This is a genomic window from Endozoicomonas sp. ALC013 (genome assembly GCF_049310205.1).
In the GTDB taxonomy this organism is placed as follows: Bacteria; Pseudomonadota; Gammaproteobacteria; order Pseudomonadales; family Endozoicomonadaceae; genus Endozoicomonas.
Map to the genome: position 1 here is coordinate 1 of NZ_JBLYNS010000100.1, position 19,693 is coordinate 19,693.

General features: G+C 48.7%; 19 protein-coding genes and 2 tRNA genes. 13 read left to right on the forward strand and 8 right to left on the reverse strand.

Annotated features, from left to right (window positions below; translation table 11 throughout):
- From ACO6V1_RS16525 to ACO6V1_RS16535, 3 genes are all read right to left on the reverse strand, one after another.
- Positions 1-544, reverse strand: a 544-nt coding sequence (locus ACO6V1_RS16525) for a type I restriction-modification system subunit M N-terminal domain-containing protein (protein ID WP_422467701.1), incomplete at its 3' end; no start/stop codon positions are given.
- Between the two features lie 220 nt (positions 545-764).
- A tRNA-Ser gene (locus ACO6V1_RS16530) sits at positions 765-855 on the reverse strand.
- Positions 856-902: 47 nt separating this feature from the next.
- Positions 903-993 (reverse strand) — tRNA-Ser (locus ACO6V1_RS16535).
- Between the two features lie 384 nt (positions 994-1,377).
- On the opposite strand from ACO6V1_RS16535, the gene ACO6V1_RS16540 reads away from it, so the two are divergent.
- From ACO6V1_RS16540 to ACO6V1_RS16585, 10 genes are all read left to right on the forward strand, one after another.
- Positions 1,378-2,049 (forward strand): Bax inhibitor-1/YccA family protein, encoded by a 672-nt coding sequence (locus tag ACO6V1_RS16540; RefSeq protein ID WP_209201278.1) that lies wholly within the window; start codon positions 1,378-1,380, stop codon positions 2,047-2,049.
- 88 nt (positions 2,050-2,137) lie between these two features.
- Entirely contained in the window at positions 2,138-2,530 is a 393-nt protein-coding gene (gene tusD / locus ACO6V1_RS16545) for a sulfurtransferase complex subunit TusD (RefSeq protein WP_422459814.1), read from the forward strand.
- Between the two features lies 1 nt (position 2,531).
- Entirely contained in the window at positions 2,532-2,891 is a 360-nt protein-coding gene (gene tusC, locus ACO6V1_RS16550; RefSeq protein ID WP_422448194.1) for a sulfurtransferase complex subunit TusC, read from the forward strand.
- Positions 2,891-3,172, forward strand: coding sequence for a sulfurtransferase complex subunit TusB (gene tusB / locus ACO6V1_RS16555; protein ID WP_422467703.1), 282 nt, complete (start codon positions 2,891-2,893; stop codon positions 3,170-3,172). The genes tusC and tusB overlap by 1 nt, the downstream gene beginning before the upstream one ends.
- 439 nt (positions 3,173-3,611) lie before the next feature.
- Positions 3,612-5,702 (forward strand): S9 family peptidase, encoded by a 2,091-nt coding sequence (locus ACO6V1_RS16560; protein WP_422459810.1) that lies wholly within the window; start codon positions 3,612-3,614, stop codon positions 5,700-5,702.
- Between the two features lie 459 nt (positions 5,703-6,161).
- Positions 6,162-6,836 carry a hypothetical protein gene (locus ACO6V1_RS16565; RefSeq protein ID WP_422467705.1) on the forward strand — a complete coding sequence of 225 codons (675 nt, stop codon included), beginning with the start codon at positions 6,162-6,164 and terminating at the stop codon, positions 6,834-6,836.
- 245 nt (positions 6,837-7,081) lie between these two features.
- A complete protein-coding gene (locus ACO6V1_RS16570) occupies positions 7,082-8,008 on the forward strand; it encodes an SPFH domain-containing protein (RefSeq protein ID WP_422448186.1) in 927 nt (308 codons plus the stop codon).
- Positions 8,008-8,457, forward strand: coding sequence for an NfeD family protein (locus ACO6V1_RS16575; RefSeq protein ID WP_269674104.1), 450 nt, complete (start codon positions 8,008-8,010; stop codon positions 8,455-8,457). Before ACO6V1_RS16570 ends, ACO6V1_RS16575 begins: the two co-directional genes overlap by 1 nt.
- A 204-nt stretch (positions 8,458-8,661) precedes the next feature.
- Positions 8,662-9,810, forward strand: a complete 1,149-nt coding sequence (locus ACO6V1_RS16580) for a Na/Pi symporter (protein ID WP_422459807.1) — start codon at positions 8,662-8,664, stop codon at positions 9,808-9,810.
- Positions 9,811-9,817: 7 nt separating this feature from the next.
- Positions 9,818-10,090, forward strand: a complete 273-nt coding sequence (locus ACO6V1_RS16585) for a hypothetical protein (protein ID WP_422459805.1) — start codon at positions 9,818-9,820, stop codon at positions 10,088-10,090.
- Positions 10,091-10,264: 174 nt separating this feature from the next.
- On the opposite strand, the gene ACO6V1_RS16590 is transcribed toward ACO6V1_RS16585, so the two are convergent.
- The 4 genes from ACO6V1_RS16590 to ACO6V1_RS16605 form a co-directional block, all read right to left on the reverse strand.
- Positions 10,265-10,579, reverse strand: a complete 315-nt coding sequence (locus ACO6V1_RS16590; RefSeq protein WP_422459803.1) for an AzlD domain-containing protein — start codon at positions 10,577-10,579, stop codon at positions 10,265-10,267.
- A complete protein-coding gene (locus ACO6V1_RS16595; protein WP_422459801.1) occupies positions 10,579-11,304 on the reverse strand; it encodes an AzlC family ABC transporter permease in 726 nt (241 codons plus the stop codon). The genes ACO6V1_RS16590 and ACO6V1_RS16595 overlap by 1 nt, the downstream gene beginning before the upstream one ends.
- A gap of 356 nt (positions 11,305-11,660) precedes the next feature.
- Positions 11,661-12,443, reverse strand: coding sequence for a hypothetical protein (locus tag ACO6V1_RS16600; protein WP_422459799.1), 783 nt, complete (start codon positions 12,441-12,443; stop codon positions 11,661-11,663).
- Between the two features lie 44 nt (positions 12,444-12,487).
- Positions 12,488-13,597: a hypothetical protein gene (locus ACO6V1_RS16605; protein WP_422459797.1), complete on the reverse strand. Its 1,110-nt coding sequence runs from the start codon at positions 13,595-13,597 to the stop codon at positions 12,488-12,490.
- 428 nt (positions 13,598-14,025) lie between these two features.
- On the opposite strand from ACO6V1_RS16605, the gene ACO6V1_RS16610 reads away from it, so the two are divergent.
- Positions 14,026-14,694 (forward strand): RraA family protein, encoded by a 669-nt coding sequence (locus ACO6V1_RS16610; protein ID WP_422459795.1) that lies wholly within the window; start codon positions 14,026-14,028, stop codon positions 14,692-14,694.
- 118 nt (positions 14,695-14,812) lie between these two features.
- Here the strand turns inward: ACO6V1_RS16610 and ACO6V1_RS16615 are convergent, their stop codons facing one another.
- Positions 14,813-16,135: an MATE family efflux transporter gene (locus ACO6V1_RS16615; RefSeq protein WP_422459793.1), complete on the reverse strand. Its 1,323-nt coding sequence runs from the start codon at positions 16,133-16,135 to the stop codon at positions 14,813-14,815.
- Between the two features lie 81 nt (positions 16,136-16,216).
- Here ACO6V1_RS16615 and ACO6V1_RS16620 point away from each other — a divergent pair, with 81 nt between their 5' ends.
- Both ACO6V1_RS16620 and ACO6V1_RS16625 read left to right on the forward strand, forming a co-directional pair.
- Positions 16,217-17,821 (forward strand): hypothetical protein, encoded by a 1,605-nt coding sequence (locus ACO6V1_RS16620; RefSeq protein WP_422467708.1) that lies wholly within the window; start codon positions 16,217-16,219, stop codon positions 17,819-17,821.
- A gap of 288 nt (positions 17,822-18,109) precedes the next feature.
- On the forward strand, positions 18,110-19,687 hold the full coding sequence (locus tag ACO6V1_RS16625; RefSeq protein ID WP_422467710.1) for a hypothetical protein: 1,578 nt from the start codon (positions 18,110-18,112) through the stop codon (positions 19,685-19,687).
- Positions 19,688-19,693: the final 6 nt, after the last annotated feature.

Genomic DNA, 19,693 nt, shown 5'->3' on the forward strand with positions numbered 1-19,693 from the left:
CCGGCTTCGGGGTATAAAACTCGCCGCCTTTTTTACCGGCATCGTCGGCAAACTGTTTGATCAGGTATTCGTAGGCATCGCCCAGCATATCGGCCTTGTACAGGTGCTGGTTGCCCAGATTGTAGCGGTTGAAATGGCGCAGCAGACGGGCCAGCAAATCATCGCCAAGCTTGGCTTTATCACCAAACTGAATGGCGGTGAGCACACCTTCCAGGTAGCTGTTGCGGGCTTCAATATCACCAAAGGCTTCGTCGATCACCTCGCCGATATTCTCGGTGCGCTCAATAATGTAATCCCAGCGGGCATTCAGCGGCACAAAGTAGTCACCTTCTTCCTCTTCAATCGCCATGGCCTCTGAACGGGTGCAGTCTTCATCGTCCATGATGGCGGCGACACGCTCCTCAAATACATCGTTCAGCCGCTTGAGGAAGATCAGGCCGAAGATGTAGTTCTTGAAGTCGGAGCTGTCGATGGAGCCGCGCATGATATTGGCGGACTCCCAGAGCCAGGATTCCAGGGTTTCGAGGGTGAGTTTTTGCGACATAAAGGGTAACCGGTGGCGGGGCGGGCAAGCGGGGGGGTTGTTAACCTGGTGCTTCTGTCGGCCCATTAGTAGTAAATGGTCGTTAGGTTACCGTAAAGGGGGTTTCAGTGGTATAGGGGGGGTAAAACATATAGCGAGATAGGGTGGTGTACAGTGATGGGGGGTGAAGAGGTCTTGCAATTCAGAAGGTTATGACTGATAAAGCCGGGGAATTAAGAAGTGGCGGAGGGACAGGGATTCGAACCCTGGGAAGGCTATTAACCTTCGCTGGTTTTCAAGACCAGTGCTTTCAACCGCTCAGCCATCCCTCCAAGGATGATTTTTCTGTCACGAAGAATGAAAGAAAAGAGTGCTGATATGGCGGAGGGACAGGGATTCGAACCCTGGGAGGGCTATTAACCCTCGCCGGTTTTCAAGACCGGTGCTTTCAACCGCTCAGCCATCCCTCCGCGACGAGAGGAATAGTACCTGAAATCAGAATTCTGTCAACGCCTTGATAAACGGTAATCTTTTTCTATGCTCCCAGCTCAGGAAATTTGAAAAATAGTAGATAGCATCTAGTACATGTAGTACATGGTTTCAATGAGTTTGACGGGTTGTCGTGCCTCCGCACTCCGTTCGTCCTGAGCTTGTCGAAGGGCGGAAACTCCGGACTCTGATAGATCGTGCCAAGCACCCTTCGACTCCGCTCAGGGTGAACGGAGGTTGTACACGTCAAACTCATTGAAACCATGTACTAGGAGGCAAAATGTCAGGAATTGTTAAAACTATAGCCCCAGTAAATTGGTCTGATATAATGACTGGTATTACATCTATATAGAGGAATGACAAAGATGGATCGCAAACCCGTAATGACCGCTGCTTCTACCAGCCTGGGTGCAGGCGTTGAAATCAACAAGGTTCTGCGCAATACCTATATGCTGCTGGGTATGACTCTGCTATTCAGTGCTGTCACCGCCGGCGTTGCCATGGCTCTGCAGATCAGCCAGATGACGGCACTGGTTCTCTCTCTGGTCGGTTTTGGCCTGCTGTTCGTGGTTAACAAGACCGCTGATTCTGCCAAGGGTATTGTCGCTGTTTTTGCCTTTACCGGTGTGCTGGGTGCTGCCCTGGGGCCAATGCTTAACCATTACCTGGGTATGGCCAATGGTCCATCCCTGATCATGCAGGCCCTGGGTGGAACTGCCGTGGTGTTCTTTGCCCTCTCTGGCTATGTTTTGACCACGCGCAAAGATTTTTCCTTTATGGGTGGCTTCCTGATGGTTGGCCTGATTGTCGCTGTGGTCGCCAGTATTGCCCTGATCTTCTTTAATATCCCTGCTGCCAGCATGGCGCTGTCTGCCCTGATTGTACTGCTGATGTCCGGTTTTATCCTGTTTGACACCAGCCGTATTATCCACGGTGGTGAGACTAACTATATCCGTGCCACTGTCTCCCTTTACCTGGATATTTATAACCTGTTCACTGCGCTGCTCCACCTGCTGGGTGCCAGTAGTGACGACTGATGTTTGATTTTGCTTTTAGCGGGCCCCGCCATTTGGTGGGGCTTTTTTTGTTTGGCTATTTTTTTCCTGTTAACGCAAGGTTATTGTTATGAAGTTTGCACTGGCCGTGTATGGCGCTCCGGCCAACAGTCAGGCACCACAAAGTGCATTGCACTTTGCCCGGGCGGTGGTGGCCGGGGGGCATGAAATTGTCCGGTTGTTTTTTTATCAGGATGGGGTGAATACGGCGACCGCCATTGCCCAGCCACCCCAGGATGAGTCCAACCTACCTGAAGAGTGGCAGCAGTTTATCCAGGCGCATAATCTGGATGCCGTGGTTTGTATTGCGGCGGCATTAAGGCGGGGTATTGTGGATCAGGCAGAATCTGACCGTTATGATCTGCCTGGTCATAATCTCCGCAAGGGGTATGAGCTTTCCGGTCTGGGGCAGTTGCTTGATGGCGCACTGATGGCCGATCGCCTGATCACCTTTGGAGCCTGAGATGAGTCATTCTGTGTGTGTTATTTCCAGCCGGGCTCCTTACAGTGGGCAGTCGGCCCGTGAGGCGCTTGATACGGCACTGGTATCCGCTTCTTATGATATTGAGACCAGCCTTTTACTGATGGGCGATGGGGTCTATCAGTTATTGCAAGGGCAGGAGGCCGGTGACATTCCCCGTAAGAATCTTGCTGCCATGCTTCAGGTGCTGCCTCTGTATGGCATAGATACCATTTATGTGGATCAGCAGTCTCTGGAGGAACGGGGTATCAGTCCTGATGCGCTTCAGGCAGGGGTGGCAGTGCTTGCCGGGGGCGAGTTGTCTCTGTTTATCCAACAGCATTCCAGGGTGTTTAATTTCTGATGAGTACGCTGCATACCGTTAATAAGCCTGGTCAGGCGATGGCTCTCTGTGTTCGTGCTGTTGTCAGCGGCGATTCTGTGTTGTTGATTGAAGACGCTGTTTATGAACTGCTGTCACCGGCAAGCCCGTTGAATGCTCTGCCGGATGGCTACGCTGTTTATGTGCTGGATATTGATGCAAAGGCCCGCGGGGTGGTGGTGTCTGCGCCGTTTGAAGTCATCAACTATGATCGCTTTGTTTCATTATGTATTGATAATGAGAAAGTGTTGTCGTGGTTTTGAATGATATTATCCAATCATATATTCTATGCTTTCTTCCTAATCTCTCTATCTCTGTATATCGCCGTTAACTGGTGGACGGCTTCAATGTAATTGATGGGCCTCTTCCATTGACATCCAAACTCCGTTCACCCTGAGCGTCCTCCGGCTCCGCTCAGGATGCACGGACGAAAGGCATTCAACAATACCCTTAATAAAGACTGTGCCAATCACCCTTCGACTCTGCTCAGGGTGAACGGAGATTGTACGCTTCAAACTCATCTGCTCTTGAAAGGAGATTGTACGTATCAAACTCATTTGCTCTTGAAAGGAGATTGTACGCATCAAACTCATTTGCTCTTAACTGTTGAGTTTTTTCCTCATAGGCCGTGTTATGCTGGCAAACCGTTTATTGTGTTTACTGACACTGGCTTTGACATTATCTGCCTCTGAGGAGATCCCTTTGAAAGCACCGGTCGCTCAAAAAATTCCACACTCCATTATTCAGCACGACCAGACCCGTATCGATGAGTACCACTGGTTGCGGGATGAGCACTGGCAGAAGATTGTGGCAGGCGATCTGGATTTTAAAAACCCGGAGGTGCTGGCCTATCTTAACGCTGAAAGTGATTATAAAGATGCCCAAATGAAAGACAGCAAGGTCGTTCAGGAGCAGCTTTATCAGGAAATTCTGTCCCGGATAAAAGAAGACTATCAGTCCTGGCCGGTTAAAAAGGGAGATTTTCTCTATTATTACCGTGAAGAGAAGGGGAAGAACTATCCTATTCTCTGTCGTCGCCATGGCTCGATGGATCTGCCTGAAGTGGTTTATATGGACGTTAACCAGGAGGCAGATGGCAAGGACCTCTATATGTTTGGCCCGTCCATCACCAACCGGGCAAATACTTTTCTTGCTTATGGTTATAATCTCACCGGCTCCATGGAGCGAAGCATTCGGGTTCGGAATCTGGCGACCGGGCAGGACAGTGAGTGGACCTACCATAACAGTACCGGCTCCATACTCTGGATAGATGATGAGCACCTTCTGGTGGTGGAGCGTGATGAGCAGGCCCGTGGTAAACATGTCTATAAAATCAATATCCATCAGGGACCGGAAAAGAAAGCGCTGGTGTTCTCCAAACCTGATGAGTTTGACGGGATGTTTCTTTCGCTGGCAGAAACCACCGACCGTGAATACGTTATGGTGTATCTCAACAGCGGCTCCAGTCAGGTGGTTTATGTTTCTCCCCGCGCTGCGATCGATTTCCGTCTGTTTGCCCATGGCACTGATGATGTGGTGTTCAGCCTTGATCACTATCTTGATGGCGACAGTGATGACTTCTATATTCTCACCAATCTTCATGGTGCCAATAACTTCCAGCTGTATAAAACATCGGTAAACCAGTGGCAGCAGGAGCATTGGCATCTGGTTCAGGCGGAAAGCAACACGCTCAGCCTTACCGATATTCATTTCTACAATCATTACCTGATTATTGAGCAGAAAAATAACGATAAAGCGCTGGATGAGCTGGTGGTGCAGGACATGGTATCCGGTAACCGGCAGAGGGTATCCATGCCTGACGAAGCCTATGAACTGGATTTTTCCGGTGACTGGAATCATAACGCCACAACCGTCCGGCTGGATTACTCCTCACCGGTTATGCCCAGTACCGTTCTTGAGCTGGATCTGAAGACCGTGCAAACCACAGCGGTCTATACCCGGGAAACACCCAGCTTTGACCCGGAAAAATATGAGGTCAGGCGGGAGTATGCCACCGCCCGGGACGGTGAGCGTATTCCGGTCACCATTATTCATAACAAAGGTCTGGTAAAGGATGGCTCCCATCGTGCCCTGGTTTACGGTTACGGTTCCTACGGTTATGGCATGACCGCTGGTTTTTCATCCAGGCTCTTCAGCCTGGTGGATCGTGGGTTCGTTTATGCAACGGCTCATATTCGTGGCGGAGATGAAAAGGGCTATCAGTGGTATCTCAATGGCAAAATGCGTCATAAGATGAATACCTTCAATGACTTTATTGATGCTACGGAGTATCTGGTCAAACAGGGTTATACCGATAAAGGGCAGATTGCCATTAATGGTGGCAGTGCCGGTGGCCTGTTAATGGGAGCGGTGACCAACCTGCGTCCGGATCTGTTTGGTTGCGTGGTGGCCGATGTACCTTTTGTTGATGTTATTAACACCATCAGTGATGCATCCTTGCCATTGACGCCACCGGAATGGGAAGAGTGGGGCAACCCGGTCACCAGTGCCGACGACTTTGATTACATTATGCAGTACTCGCCTTATGACAATGTGCAGGCCAGGGATTATCCTCCGATGTTGTTTAACTCCGGGATATCCGATGAGCAGGTCACCTACTGGGAACCGGCCAAGATGGTGGCACGTTTAAGGGCATTAAAAACCGACGAAAACCTGCTGCTACTGAACATGAATATGCACGCAGGCCATGCGGGTGCCAGCAAGCGTTATGAATGGATTGATGAAGAAGCGTTTAACTATGCCTTTATCCTCAAGTGTTTTGGCATGAAGTAGCCTTGATCGACGGATTTATTATGTGAATCTGTCATTGTTCTCGGACAGCCTCCCGGTCTTGAGAACACAGATTAATTGGCCAGCAAGGTACAAAATGCACTAACTATATGGTTGCTGGCCTTTTGATCAACAAGTCATATTCGGGGGGTGATATTCATGCCCGAACAGGCTTTTAACCCACTACTGAATAAATATTAGACAGAGTATTTCAGGGATGAACTTTTATAAGAAAGAATGGTCTTAAGGTAAACTCAACAATTCTGTAATTCAATGGAAAGACCTGCTACCTTTGCTCAATTAAATGCAGCTTCTGATCATTTATCCTGTTTGCAGGGTACTCCTTTTTCCAAATCTCATGCATCAGGTGCGGCCTTCTCCCGGGACATCATAGAAGCTGCTGTTATTCTATGTGCTATGCGTACAGCTGAAACTGCTAAAAAGTGCCTTCAGCAATCGACGGTGCCTTTTCATAATCCAGTTGATGCTACCCGGCTGGAAAAAAGGTCGATAGCCAGCGTTGATAATATTAATAAAGAAGATCAACTATTTTACTTACCAGTCAGAATCGAATCGTTAAATAATGATCATGCCCACACAGATATTCCTGAAAATCAGTGTTTTCTGATTCAGCCTCCGACAGATACAGATCAATCAACCCCGCAAATCTCATCCGTTGTCAACAACAACCAGAATGACCCCGAATACGCTGAGCTCGAAAAGGAACGTCGAAGGACGCGCCGAAGGGCGCGCTACCAGAATGATCCCGTTTACGCAGCGCGCGAAAGGGAGCGGCTGAGGATACTTAGCAAAGATCCTGCATTCGCCAGGCGCAAAAGGGAGCGCATAAAGGAACGCGAAAGGGAGCGCTGTCAGAATGACCCCGATGGCGTCGAGCGAAAAAAGGCACGCCAGAGGGCTCGCCGAAGGGAACGCTACCAGAATGATCCCGTTTACGCAGCGCGCGAAAGGGAGCGCTGCCAGAATGACCCCGATGGCGTCGAGCGCAAAAAGGCACGCCAGAGGGCTCGCCGAAGGGAACGCTACCAGAATGATCCCGCTTTCGCAGCGCGGGAAAGGGCGCGCATAAGGGGGCACCAGAATCGCAGAATGACTTCGCTTACGCAGAGCGCATAAGGGAACGCATAGGGGGGGCAACGAAGGGAGCGTTAAAAGAAGTTTTGCAACAATACATACAATATAAAAACCGCGACTTTTAACGCATAGGTCAAAAATATGATGATAAACTCTTTTTCAGGCCTGATTGCCACCGGCTATTCCAATTTTTTTGAGACTAAGGTGCAGTCATTCCTTATGAGATGTCATAAGTCGGACTTCGTGTGAGAATAAATAAAGTCTGTAAACAGGAGCCTCCTATGGGTATGGAAATCACAGCAATTGTGTTTGTTGTCCTTATTGCTGTTCTTATATCAACCGGTGTACGAATTGTCCCCCAGGGGTATAACTACACCGTCGAGCGATTTGGCAAATACACCAGTACGTTAACGCCCGGGCTGCATGTGATTGTGCCGGTGATTGATACGGTTGGTAAAAAAATGAACATGATGGAGCAGGTTCTGGACATCCCGCCCCAGGAGGTGATCAGTGCCGATAACGCTCAGGTGACCACGGATGCAGTCTGTTTCTACCTGGTCCAGGATGCGGTCAAAGCCTCCTATGAGGTGAACGATCTTGATCGTGCCATGAAAAACCTGGTGATGACCAATATCCGGGCGGTATTAGGGTCCATGGAACTGGATGAAATGCTGTCCAACCGGGATCGAATTAATGAACGCCTGCTGATCAAAGTGGATGAAGCCACCGATCCCTGGGGCTTGAAGGTGACCCGTATTGAGTTGCGTGATATTGCCCCGCCTGCGGACCTGGTGGAAGCCATGGCCAGGCAGATGAAGGCTGAGCGGGATAAACGCGCCCAGATCCTTGAGGCGGAAGGTGCCCGCGAAGCGGCCATTAAAGTAGCCGAGGGTGAAAAGCAGGCGCAGATCCTTAAGGCGGAAGGTGAGCTTGAAGCCGCCAGGCGGGAAGCGGAAGCCCGGGAACGTCTGGCAGAAGCCGAGGCGGTGGCAACGTCTATGGTGTCCAAGGCGATTGCAGAAGGTGATCATCGGGCAATCAACTATTTTGTTGCCCAGAAATACGTAGAAGCTCTGAAGGATGTTGCCTCTGCCGAGAATAATAAAGTGATCATGATGCCTCTGGAGGCTGGTAGTCTGATTGGCTCAATCGCCGGTATCAAGGAGCTGGTGGGAGAGGCCACTCTTAAAAAGGGAAGTGAGAAGGAGGCCTGATGGCTATTGCTATTACCCTGGAACCCTGGCACTGGTTGATTCTGCTCTTTATGCTTCTTGGCGCAGAGGCGCTGGGTGCGGGTGGTTTCCTGCTGGGCAGTGCCGCTGCTGCTGCGGTTGTCGCTTTGTGGCTCTGGCTGGTGCCTGATACAAGCTGGCCCATTCAGCTGGTGATGTTTGGTACCGGCAGTTTGTTGTTCTCACTGGCATACTGGAAGCTGTTCCGTAAGGTGAACAACAAGAGTGACAGCCCCGAATTAAATAATCGGGCATCGCAGTTAATAGGCCGGACCATTGTACTTGAGCATGACTTGCCAGCCGGGCAGAGCAAACTTGCCATTGGCGATACCCTCTGGAAGGTGGAATCGGACAGATCTGTCGCTAAAGGGAACAAAGTCTCGGTAACGGGCAACCAGGGGATGATGCTGCTGGTCAGGGAGCTGGTCTGATTATTTGACACCGGAATGTTGGAATAACCGACACTGGCTCTCTAATTTCAATTCTCTCCGGGACAGGCTTGAGACTCCTTTACAGTTTCTTTATGCTTGTCCCCCTTCAATGGAACAGTCGTTTTTTCGGTAATCCAGTTTGATGCCGTGACATCCAGTGTTATTTCTGGATAGTCGAGTTTATTCACCTTGCAGGATGTTCAAATGCAACCCAGTTATACAGCCGAGTCGACGCAATCGAAAGGTCAGGTTGTTCAGTGGCTATTTGTTGCGCTGATGATCTACCTATTGCTGGTCGCTGTCGGGATGATAGGTTCTGGCTTTAAGTGGGCTTCTGGTGGTGCTGATGGTGCCCGACAGTTATTTGCTTTTGCCACCAACCCGGTGATGGGGCTGGTGGCAGGTGCACTGGCAACCGCGGTTGTTCAGTCATCCAGTACCGTGACCTCGGTGATTGTTGGCCTTGTTGCCGGAGGTCTTCCGGTTGCCACCGCCATCCCGATGATTATGGGGGCCAATATTGGTACCACTGTGACCAATACGCTGGTCAGTATGGGCCACATCGGTAAGAAAAAAGAGTTTCGTCGTGCGTTTTCTGCGGCTACCGTTCATGACTTTTTCAATCTGATGGCGGTTATTATTTTTCTACCGCTGGAGATCATGACAGGGTTCCTGTCAAAGTCGTCTGATTTTCTGGCCGGACTGCTGGTTGGCGGCGACTCTGTCAGCATCAAAGGTTTGAACTTTGTCAAAGTGCTTACAGGGCCTTCTGTAGACCTGTTCAAGGGGCTCTATGGCTCTTTGCCGGACCTGTGGGCGGGTGTCTGTCTGGCGTTGACGGGGTTGGCCTTTATTTTTATTTCCATTATCTATCTTGGCAAACTGCTTAAGCATCTGATGGTGGGTAAAGCCAAGCAGATTATGCACAAAGCCGTTGGGCAGGGACCTGCTACGGGTATTTTCTCCGGCATGATGATGACCATTGCCGTTCAATCATCCTCAACCTGTACCAGTCTGATCGTACCTCTTGCCGGGAATGGCATCTTCAAGCTCAAGGAGATATATCCATTTACCCTGGGATCCAATATCGGCACTACGGTCACAGCCTTGCTGGCGGCGACAGCAGTCCAGGGAGCCATGGGATTCTTTGCCCTGCAGATAGCAGTTGTCCATCTGTTGTTTAATGTGTCAGCCGTACTGTTGATTTACAATCTTCCATTCCTTCGTAATATACCACCAAGGCTTGCCCGTCGTTTTGCCCTGGTGGCCAGCCGGAATAAATGGATGGTGCTGGCCTATGTGGTGGGTGTCTTTTTCATTTTACCTGCTATCCTGATCGCGATAACTGCCTGAGGAGGACATGATGACAACACTCAAGGAATACAAGGCACACAGGAAGGAGTTGAAAGCCCAAATCAAAGAGGTCAAGGCAACCCTGAAACGCCTTGAGCAAGAGCTGGAGGCTGAGCGGCAGGATATGCAGCATGAAGAAGTCGATCATCTTGATGAGTACCTGGACAAGGCAGAGCCACACCTGGTGGATGTTAAAAAGCTGGGTGTTTCGGCCATTGAAGACTTTAAAAAGTCAGTATCTAACCTGATGAGTTCGATTACAGGCTCCGGTAAAAAGTAGCGGGGCATACCAATAGCCGTGAAAATAAAGCCAGTGATTATTTGCTGGCTTTACTTTTGACCTGATCAATAACCCCTGCCAAAGTAATTTATACATAAGCGTTCCCCCGAAAAAGTCCCATCCCTGAAGGAGAATTCCTGAGCGGGAAGTAGACAGACCGAAGGCTTCCCGTATTTACAGCACATGTCTTAGCAGCAGAAATGAAAGCATACCCAGGATGACGGTCAGTAATGTGTTCCTGGTCATCAGGGCAAGAAATACTACGATAATGCCGGCAATCAGATAATGGTTGCCCATGGACAGGCTGAGCTGATCCTCACGAATAAAGACAATCGGTGCCGCAATGGCGGTCAGCACGGCGGGTGCGGAAAAACTCAATGCCTGCTGAACCGTGTCACTGAGTTTGAGGGGGAGCCATGGCTCCATCAGGAGGAAGCGGCTGCCAAAAACCAGGGCCGCTACGATGAACAGAATAACCCAGGTATCCATTAGCTTTCTCCTCTGTCAGTGGCTTTGGCACAGGCAAAACCAGCCACCATGGCCAGGGGGGCTGAGATCAGCAGGCCGGCCTCAATCTGCATTACCTGACAAATGACCGATGTTACCAGCGCAGTGAGGACACAAACCAGTACCGGGGCATTTTTGATGCTCGGGATAACAAGGGCGAGGAATGTGGCAGCAATGGCGAAATCCAATCCGAGGGCATCAAGATTTTCAAAGCTTGCGCCAGCGATGATGCCGCCAAGGGTGGCAAGATTCCAGCCAAGATAAAAGCATAATCCTCCTCCCAGTGCGTACCAGCGGTCAAAGCGTTTCAGCTGACCGGGGTTGGCAATGGCGAACAGTTCATCGGTTAACAGGAAGCCCAGGGCGAGACGCCATTTGAGCGGCAGCGGGCTGATGTTCTTCCGCATCACCATGGAGTAAAGGAAGTGGCGGGAGGTAATAAGCAGGGCTGAAATCAGAATGCTGCCTAAACCCACTCCGGCCTGGATCATGCCCATAATGGCCAGCTGAACGGCACCGGCGAAAATAATGCCTGACAGTGCCTGGCTCTGAACCGGGTCAAAGCCCGACTCAATAGCCAGCGATCCGGTCAGGATACCCCAGGGCAGGACCGCGACAGTCAGCGGAATAATGGCTGCGGCACCCTTGAAAAAAGCCCTGACTTTTTCATCGTTGCTCGAGTGGTGAACAATTTCAGCCTGAGACATACAACACACTTCCTTAACAATTCATCCTCATAACTGAAGATTCTGGAATCTTACAATCTTGAACAGTTTAGACATTCGGCAAGAAGAATAGTTTGTGATGGTTGTAAAAAAGTCCATTCAAGGGGCGGAATCACAGTAACCACTGTTTTCATTCTTGTTCGCCAGAGCAAGAGCATCGTACAAAAAACATCACCGGAGATGCAAGGCACAAGCTGCCCGCAGTAAGAAGCGTGGATTCTGGCGTCAGCAGTTGCCTGCAACAGGCAGATAAGCCCTTGATTAAAGGGAAAATAGTTTTCTAACAATTTAATAGGGAATGCTCGGTCAGCCTCCTGGGAGGCTTTCTGGGAATAGACTCAAACCATCGAAGAGGGAGGAATATTATTGCCCGAGTGGAAGCCATATTGACGCCAGACTTTATCGGGGGCATTGTCTGCGGTCAACAGCTGGTGACATTCAGCGCGTCGGGGCTCCAGATAAGCTCTTAATATGCCAATCCGCATATATTTTTCAGAGCGCATGTGACGGTTGTTGACACGCTCTTCTTCCAGCGACTCCAACTCTTTTGCCGCCTGCCGGTAATCATGCAGAAAGCGCTGTTCCGGCGAACGCCAGAGGTAGGCTGCTGAACGCACCAGCCCCTTGGCGACACCATAACCTGCCAACATGATCATTCCCCCGGCAGTCCCCACTAATGCCCCCACCACCGCCGCTGGGGCGCTAATAGAGAGTGACGGTATCAGGGTAACCATGGAGAGACCCCCGGTCAGCGAAGCCATCAGCAAGACGCCGGATGTCAGCCCCACCAGACCACCCAACAGGCCACTGAGCAGCAGTCGCCGGGTGGTTACGCTGTCATTAACTGCCCTGATGACATTAGCACCAATGATTTTTATGGCGGATGCCAGTTTTTTTAATCGGGAGGGTGATTGTTCATTTACAAGATTGTAATCGCTAACCTTAATGGTGCGCTTTTCCAACGGGACCTGGGCAATGTCTGTAAAATTTTCCTGGGGAGTGGTTAAAGGCGGTACCACAACGACGCTGCCTGACGAGTCAGTTGCAACTTGATCCGGGGGAAGCAAAGGCCCTTGGAAAGGGGGTAATACCTGTTGTGAGTCAAGATGTGGCAACGTCATCAGTCTTTCCCTGTTATGTTTTTATTACATATCAGTCTAGCCATTCAGGGAATACCTGCTGCGGTGGCATTCCATATCAGTTCCCGGTCAAAATGAAGTCCATCAACGGAATAGGACATTTTGACCCGATACTGTTCCCCGGCGACAAAACCTCCAATCGGAAAAACAGCGTGGAGATAACCATCATGGCGATAGTGATTTTTAGAGGCGATTTCCTGCCACGAGCCATCGAGCATCAACTTTTGCAGCTCAAGTTCCCTGTAAAAATAAGAAAGTGGCCGATCAGCAATAAACATAAAACGTCCACGGCCAATATTGCTATTCAGGCCGATAGTTCCCCCTGGTTCAGGATACACCGTAAAATGTGGCTCAACCTGATCATGCCCCTTGAACCTTGCCCAGTAGTAATCCCATAACCTCGCAACACTGATCCCGGTATAATTGATGCCGCCAATGCCGTCCCGGTAGTTCTGCCGGAGCCATGGGTATAACCGGCTGTCCATAAGATTGCTGAACGGATTGACCAGCTGCCGCTCCCAAACGGCTGCTGCCACAATATTACCCTGTCCTTCTTCAAGGTGGCTAAGTTGTACTCTCGATTTCAGCAGTGGTTGCAGCGCCTGATAAACCACATCCAGCGGTGATACCGCAGTAGGATGCACATCGTAGGCTCCCTGGTAATCGTACAGGGCGTATTTGTCGACGATGGTATCCTTGGACGTGGCCAGATGATCCCCCCCACGCCCATCCACCTCGTCGGATAAACTCATCAATAAATTGTCATAAATTTCATCCTCAAAGCCATGAGCCACCATCCCCATAAAATGGGAAACCAGTTTTTTACACTCTGCCAGCTGCAGCTTGTCAGGAGGGCAGGTTTTCTGGACCCGGGAGAAATAGGAACGATGGAATTTCGACCAGTGGCTGATCTCGGCATAAGGATAACCATTCAGGTAACCACCGTCCGGTAGGCCAGAACCAATCACCCACTGCGCCTGGTACTCTTGCAGGATACTCCTCAACGCCGGGTCAGAGACCAACTCAACGGCCTTCTTGCTCATCTGGATATGGACGCTGTGACCGGCACTGAAAGCCTTGATGGCCAGGCAGAGACTGACCAGCAGGACCCATCTGACCCTTGAAAATCTGTTCATGGGAACGCTCCTCAATATCGACTTATTAGTAGTTGTTATTATCGGTCGATGGAGTGCGATGATGATCTCTTCTGGCCCCTGAAGGAACGGCATTCCTGCGTGAGTATTTTTGCTTCAGCATCTATAGGTAAAATCGGCTTTGATAAATTTCCGACCCGAATTTTCAAGTGCTTTATTTGCTGCATTTATCTTTTCCAGGCGTTCCTGTGTGAACTGTAAATCCTCGGGAATGCTATAATCATTGGCCTCTTTGTAAGTATCGTCTTCCTGTTGGTCAGACAGGCTGGCTTTATTGATCCGTTCATCAATTTTTGTACTGAGTTCGGCTTCTCTGCTTTTTCAGCCTCCTGTGTTGGTGATCTGACAGCACTTACCGGCAGAGTCTGGTGGTCAGGTCAGCTGTAAACCCGGTATACCTGAGGTTCCCCATGGAGTTAAACGAAATACGTTCCCGCCTGACTGATTTGAAAACATCCCATCTTGCGGATGCTGACCAGCGTCTGAGAGTGATGAACTCGGCAATAAGACCGCTTCAGACGGGGCTTAAGCTGATCGGATCGGCCTATACCGTGAACTGTCATAATGACTTTCTCACAGTGATCAAATCAATTCAGGAGGCCCGGTCCGGGGATGTTATTGTTATTGAGACTCAGGGCAGTGTATTAGCCGTGGCAGGGGAGCTGTTATCAACGGCAGCGATGCAAAAAGGGATTGCCGGATTTGTTATTGACGGGGCCTTTCGTGATACGGCATCGGTAAGAGCAATGAATTTCCCGGTTTATGCACACACGTTTACCCCAATGTCAGGCACGTCAAAACGGATATTTCATACCCGGGAGGTTGTTGAGTGTGGCGGTGTAGAGGTTCGTCCGGGTGAGATTATCTTCGGTGATGATGATGGGGTACTGGTTTTATCTTTGGAAGAAGCAGCGCATTTGATTCCTGTCGCTGAAGAGATTAAGGCCAGAGATGAACGGGTACTTGCCAGGCTTCAGGAGGGGGTTTCACTGTATGACCTGATCAATTTCGATGAACACTGGCAAAAAATAGAGGCCGGTGAAAAAAGCGAACTGACATTTACGGTCGACCAGGGGTGAAGTGCAACCAGTGCATAACTCACTTCAAGGCGGAATATTGCCTGAGCGGCTTGCTGCTGGTTGGAACAATGCAGCTCTGAATCGGATGAGTTGCTGTTTAATCGGGAAAATGCCTTCCTTAAATCTGTATTTTACTCCAGCGCCGTGAGCGCCAGACAACCAGGAAGCTGACGGAGGTAATCATTCTCTGCAGTATGGGTACTGACCAGACGGCGGTAAGTCCAAACCCCAGAACAGGGCCTATAAGCCAGCACAGCGGCAACAGAATCAGCCACTGTGCAACAAATCGGATATAGAGCACCGTTCGGTTGGCACCCGCTCCCAGTAAAGCCTGAATAAAGACCAGGGAGGGCGCATCCAGAACAATGCCTATGCCGGTTAACTGCATCGGGATTGAGCCCATTGCCAGTAGTGAAGGGTCATGGAGAAAGAGCGACAGCACAGCCTCCGGTGTAAAAATCAACGGCAGGCTCAGTACCAGTAACACGGCGCTGGCTGTATACATGACTTCCTGCCCCCAGCGCCAGGCAACCTCTGGCTCCCGGGCTCCCAGACTCTGGCTGACCAGGGTATTGGCAGCCATGCCCAGACCCAGACCCGGCAGTATCAGCATCAGGGAGGTATTCATCAACACATGGGCGATGGCCATTTCACGGATACCTAATTGGGCAACAATGGCAAACAGCATCATCATGCCAAGGGCAAACAGGGTCTGTTGCAGGGAGTCAGGAATCGCCAGAAGAACCAGGCGCTTTAAGGCCGGCCAATTTCTCCAGTGCGTCAGGAATCCGAATTTTCTGGCTCGCTTATTCAGTATCCGGAAATTAAGCAAGGCTCCCAGGTACATGGACAGCAAGGTTCCCAGGGCCGCTCCCTGCACGCCCAGGGCAGGCAGGCCAAGCTTTCCGTAGATCAGGATAAAGCTGAAGATCACATTGCAAATATGGGTGCAGACCAGCAGTTTCAGAAAACCGTTTGGCTCACCAATGCCGTTCCAGAAACCTCGAAATGAGAGGTTCATGGCGGCTGCGGTAAGGGCCATGACCCGAATCTGAAAATAGTCCGTTGCGTCCCCTTTAAAGGTGGGAGATCCCTGATCAAATAACGCCAGCAACCAGGGGGAAGTGATGACCAGGATAATACTGACTGGCATGGCAAAGCAGAAGGCAATGATCAGTCCATGATTGGTTGGCATGGCACATTCATCAAAACGGCCTGCACCAACACGGCGGGCAACCTGAGCCTGGACAGCCGCTGAAAGGCCGGTCATCAACGATAGCGCTACAAAATTCGCATAGCTGCCAGCACCAACAGCGGCAAGGGCACCTTCTCCCAGGGGACCCACCAGTGCGGCATCAACAAGGTTGATCATGCTCTGGGAGAGCATGGCCAGCATGATGGGTACGCCTAACTGAAAAATGGTGGCAAGCCTTTGCTTCATTAAGCTAAATATCTCCAGCATTTATGAACTATCGGGCAAAAAAAAGTCCAATAAAAAACCGCACAGAAACCTGAAATTATTATGAACATAACATCATCAAAACCGCTATGTGTACAGGATTTACAAGAAGCCATTGCCGATGTTGCCAATAAACCATTGGTCACCAGTCATTTTGAACGCAAAAACACGGTATCCTTGTTCAGATCTATACAAGACAGAACGATCACTGGCATTAGAATATCAGGTTCTGTGTCCGATAATCTGCAGTTTTTATCAACACTTGAAAACCGACAACTATTAACCACAGCTGAGGTCATGGCATTGTCACGGGCTGTTGTCAATGGAGAGTGCATTATTAGCCCGGAACAGTGCAAATTTCCCCTGAGTATTAACCTGTTAAGATGGCTCAGTGGGTTCCTGCGGATTATGGAGCGATCGCCGTTAGTGAAAATGGCCGTTGAGAAAATTATCATTGATGCTCCGGTTCATTCAGCCGTTGATTTTTTAATGTCTGAAATGCCGAATGAAAATAAGGATAACGTGGAAGATTTCCTCAAAATAAATGTTATGACCAGTATGCTGAAGTCACACAGCCAAATGAAGTCGGTGAAGGACCAGTGTGATAAATATATCTCTGAAAATCAAAGCTCAATGACTGATGAAGAAAAGAAGCTCTATCTCTATGGGCTATTGTTACCCTTTTGGGATGATTGGGAAGAAGATAATCAAAGTTCTTTATTGGCACGGAATCAGTTTTTCAAACTTAATTTTTCGTTCCATTACGAACATATGATTAACGTTATTAATCAACTTGATGAGAATATACAATACTCAAGCTGTATGCATGAACGAATTGATCGACTGGGTATCAACAAAGTTTTAATACTGAAAAAAGAATTCTGTGAATTGGTAAGATCGGTCGCATTCCAGCGCTTGCCTGATGAGAATATCCCTTGTCTGGATGATATGGAATTAAACAAACTGTTTGACACAAGAGCACTGCTGGATAGAAGTTATGCAGAGTTCACTAAATACCAGACTGTTGGAAGGGTACGTATGGAAAAAAGTCCGATTGTTCCAATGGCTCTGGCAGAAAAGGATTTAGAACATTTGTACGTTAACTACATGGGCATTCATCTTGAATTAGATTTAGGCGATAAAAGGCGGGCTAATCTGGTGAATTTTATTGGCTTGAATAGTAGATGTTATTCAGCGTTGGGTTCCCGGTTCAATAGTATTAACAAGTATATAGGGGATGTTTACCATAACAAATATGTTGAGCTTTGCTATACAGCATTTCAAGACTGGTTCAGGGATCATAAGACCACAAAGTTAGAAACTATGAGTTGCTTTCATCAATTGTGGTGTGATGATTATTCAAAAATGAATGATATAAAATGGTTTGTATCAATAATCGCCCGGGCTGGATTGATGCCGGGTAATTGTATCTGGTTCTCTGATAACCCGTCGTTGATCTGCCCTGAGTGTCATTTTAAAGAAAATCTCAAAAAAGTCGAAAAGTCCGGGCTGAGTAACATACCAGAAACAATCAGGCAGTTCGCATCAGAGTTGATAGGTCTGTTGCAACATCACAGTGAGCGTGATTGTCATTTGGCGCAGAGTATAGATCCTCAACGATTGTGGAATGAAAAGTATGAGGGCAAACTGCCCTCCGGTTACTTTTGAGACATTGAAATGTGCAATTTATTTTGGAAATACCCCTTATCAGGTCTAGCAGACAAGATTGGGGTGGATCCAGCGTTCAGCTTCTTTTAAAGACCAGCCTTTGCGTTCAGCGTATACCTCCAACTGGTTTTTATCGATTGATCTGGTTGGCAGGCCAGAAGCCTGTGGTTCCCCGGGTACTGATCAACTTTTCGTTGACCAGTTTATCCAGCATGTATGAACTATCAGTATAAAAAAGAGTCCAAAATCGGCGGTTGATCAAAAAATACAAACAGGTATTGGATTATTATGGATATAACACCATCTAACCCAATATATTTACAGGATTTACACAGAGCCACTCCCGATGTTGCCAATCAACCATTGGTTAACAGTCAGCTCGAACGCAAAAGCAATGGGGTATCCTTGTTTAAATCTATACAGGACAGGGCTATCACGGGCTACGAAATACCCGGTTCTGTGGCTGATAGCCTCCGATTTTTATCCACCCTCCAAAGTCGACAACTATTTACCCCTGTTGAGGTTTCGGCATTGTCACGGGCTGTTCTCAGGCAGGAGTGCGTTATCAGCCCGGAGCAGTGCAAGTTTCCCCTGAGTATTAACCTGTTAAGATGGCTCAGCGGATATCTGCGGATTATGGAGAGATCACCGTCAGTGAAGCAGGCCGTTGAGAAAATCATCACTGAAGCTCCGGTTCAATCAGAACCTGAATGCGTATTACCAGAGCTCAGCCTGCCACAGTTATACGACGAACTGAGTTCAGTGAAGGCTCAATGTGATGAATATATTACTGAAAATCAAAGCTCAAAAATGATGACTGAGAGAACAAGGAGGCTCTATCTCAAAAGGTTATTGTTACCCTTTAAGGGTACATTGAGAAAATATTCCATAACGACAAGACACCTGACTTGCCTGAACCTGAATATTTGCTTTGACGAATGCAGTTTTGCAAAAATTTATGACAATCTGAAGAAGATGATTGGTGGACTTAAAGAGGCTATCCAATATTCAACATGTATGCATGAACGTATTGATCGTTTGGCTATCAACAAAGTTTTAATTGTTAAAAAAGAATTCTGTGAACTGGTAAAGTTGATCGCATTCCAGCGCTTGCCTGATGAGAATATCCCCTGTCTGGATGATATGGAAATAAACAAGCTGTTTGACACAGAGGCACTTCGCGATAGCAGTTATGCAGAGTTTATCAAATTCACAACAGTTGATGATTTATATACTTCGCAAGGGGAGGAAACTCCAATTGCCCTATCAAAAAAGGACTTGCAACATTTGCACATTAACTACCTGGGCGCTCACCTTGAGTTAGATTTTGAATATCAAAACCAGGGGGACCTGGTGGATTTTATCGGCAGTGAACGTTATTCAGCGTTGGGTTCCCGGTTCAATAGTTATGATAAGCGTATAGGGGACGTTTACCTTAAACAATCTGTTGAGTGGTGCTACGCGGCATTTCATTACTGGTTTAAGGGTAATAAAGTTGATATCTATGATTTTGTAAATGATCAATTCCTTCATCAATTGTGGCATCATGATTATTCAAAAGTGGATGAGATAACATGGCTGGTATCGGTAATCGCCCGGGCTGGACTGGTGCCAGGTGATGATCCCGGTTTCTCTGATAACCCGTCATTGACCTGTCCTGCCTGTGGTTTTTCCGAAAATGTCAAAAAAGTCGAAAAGCCAGCTCTGAGTGACATGCCAGAAGCAATCAGGCAATTCGCATCGGAGCTGATACATCTGCTACAACATCACAGGAAGCGTGATTGTCATTTTGCCAGGAGTGTAGATCCTCAACGATTGTGGAATGAAAAGTATGAGGGCAAGCTGCCCTCCGGTTACCAGGTCTAATTGGCT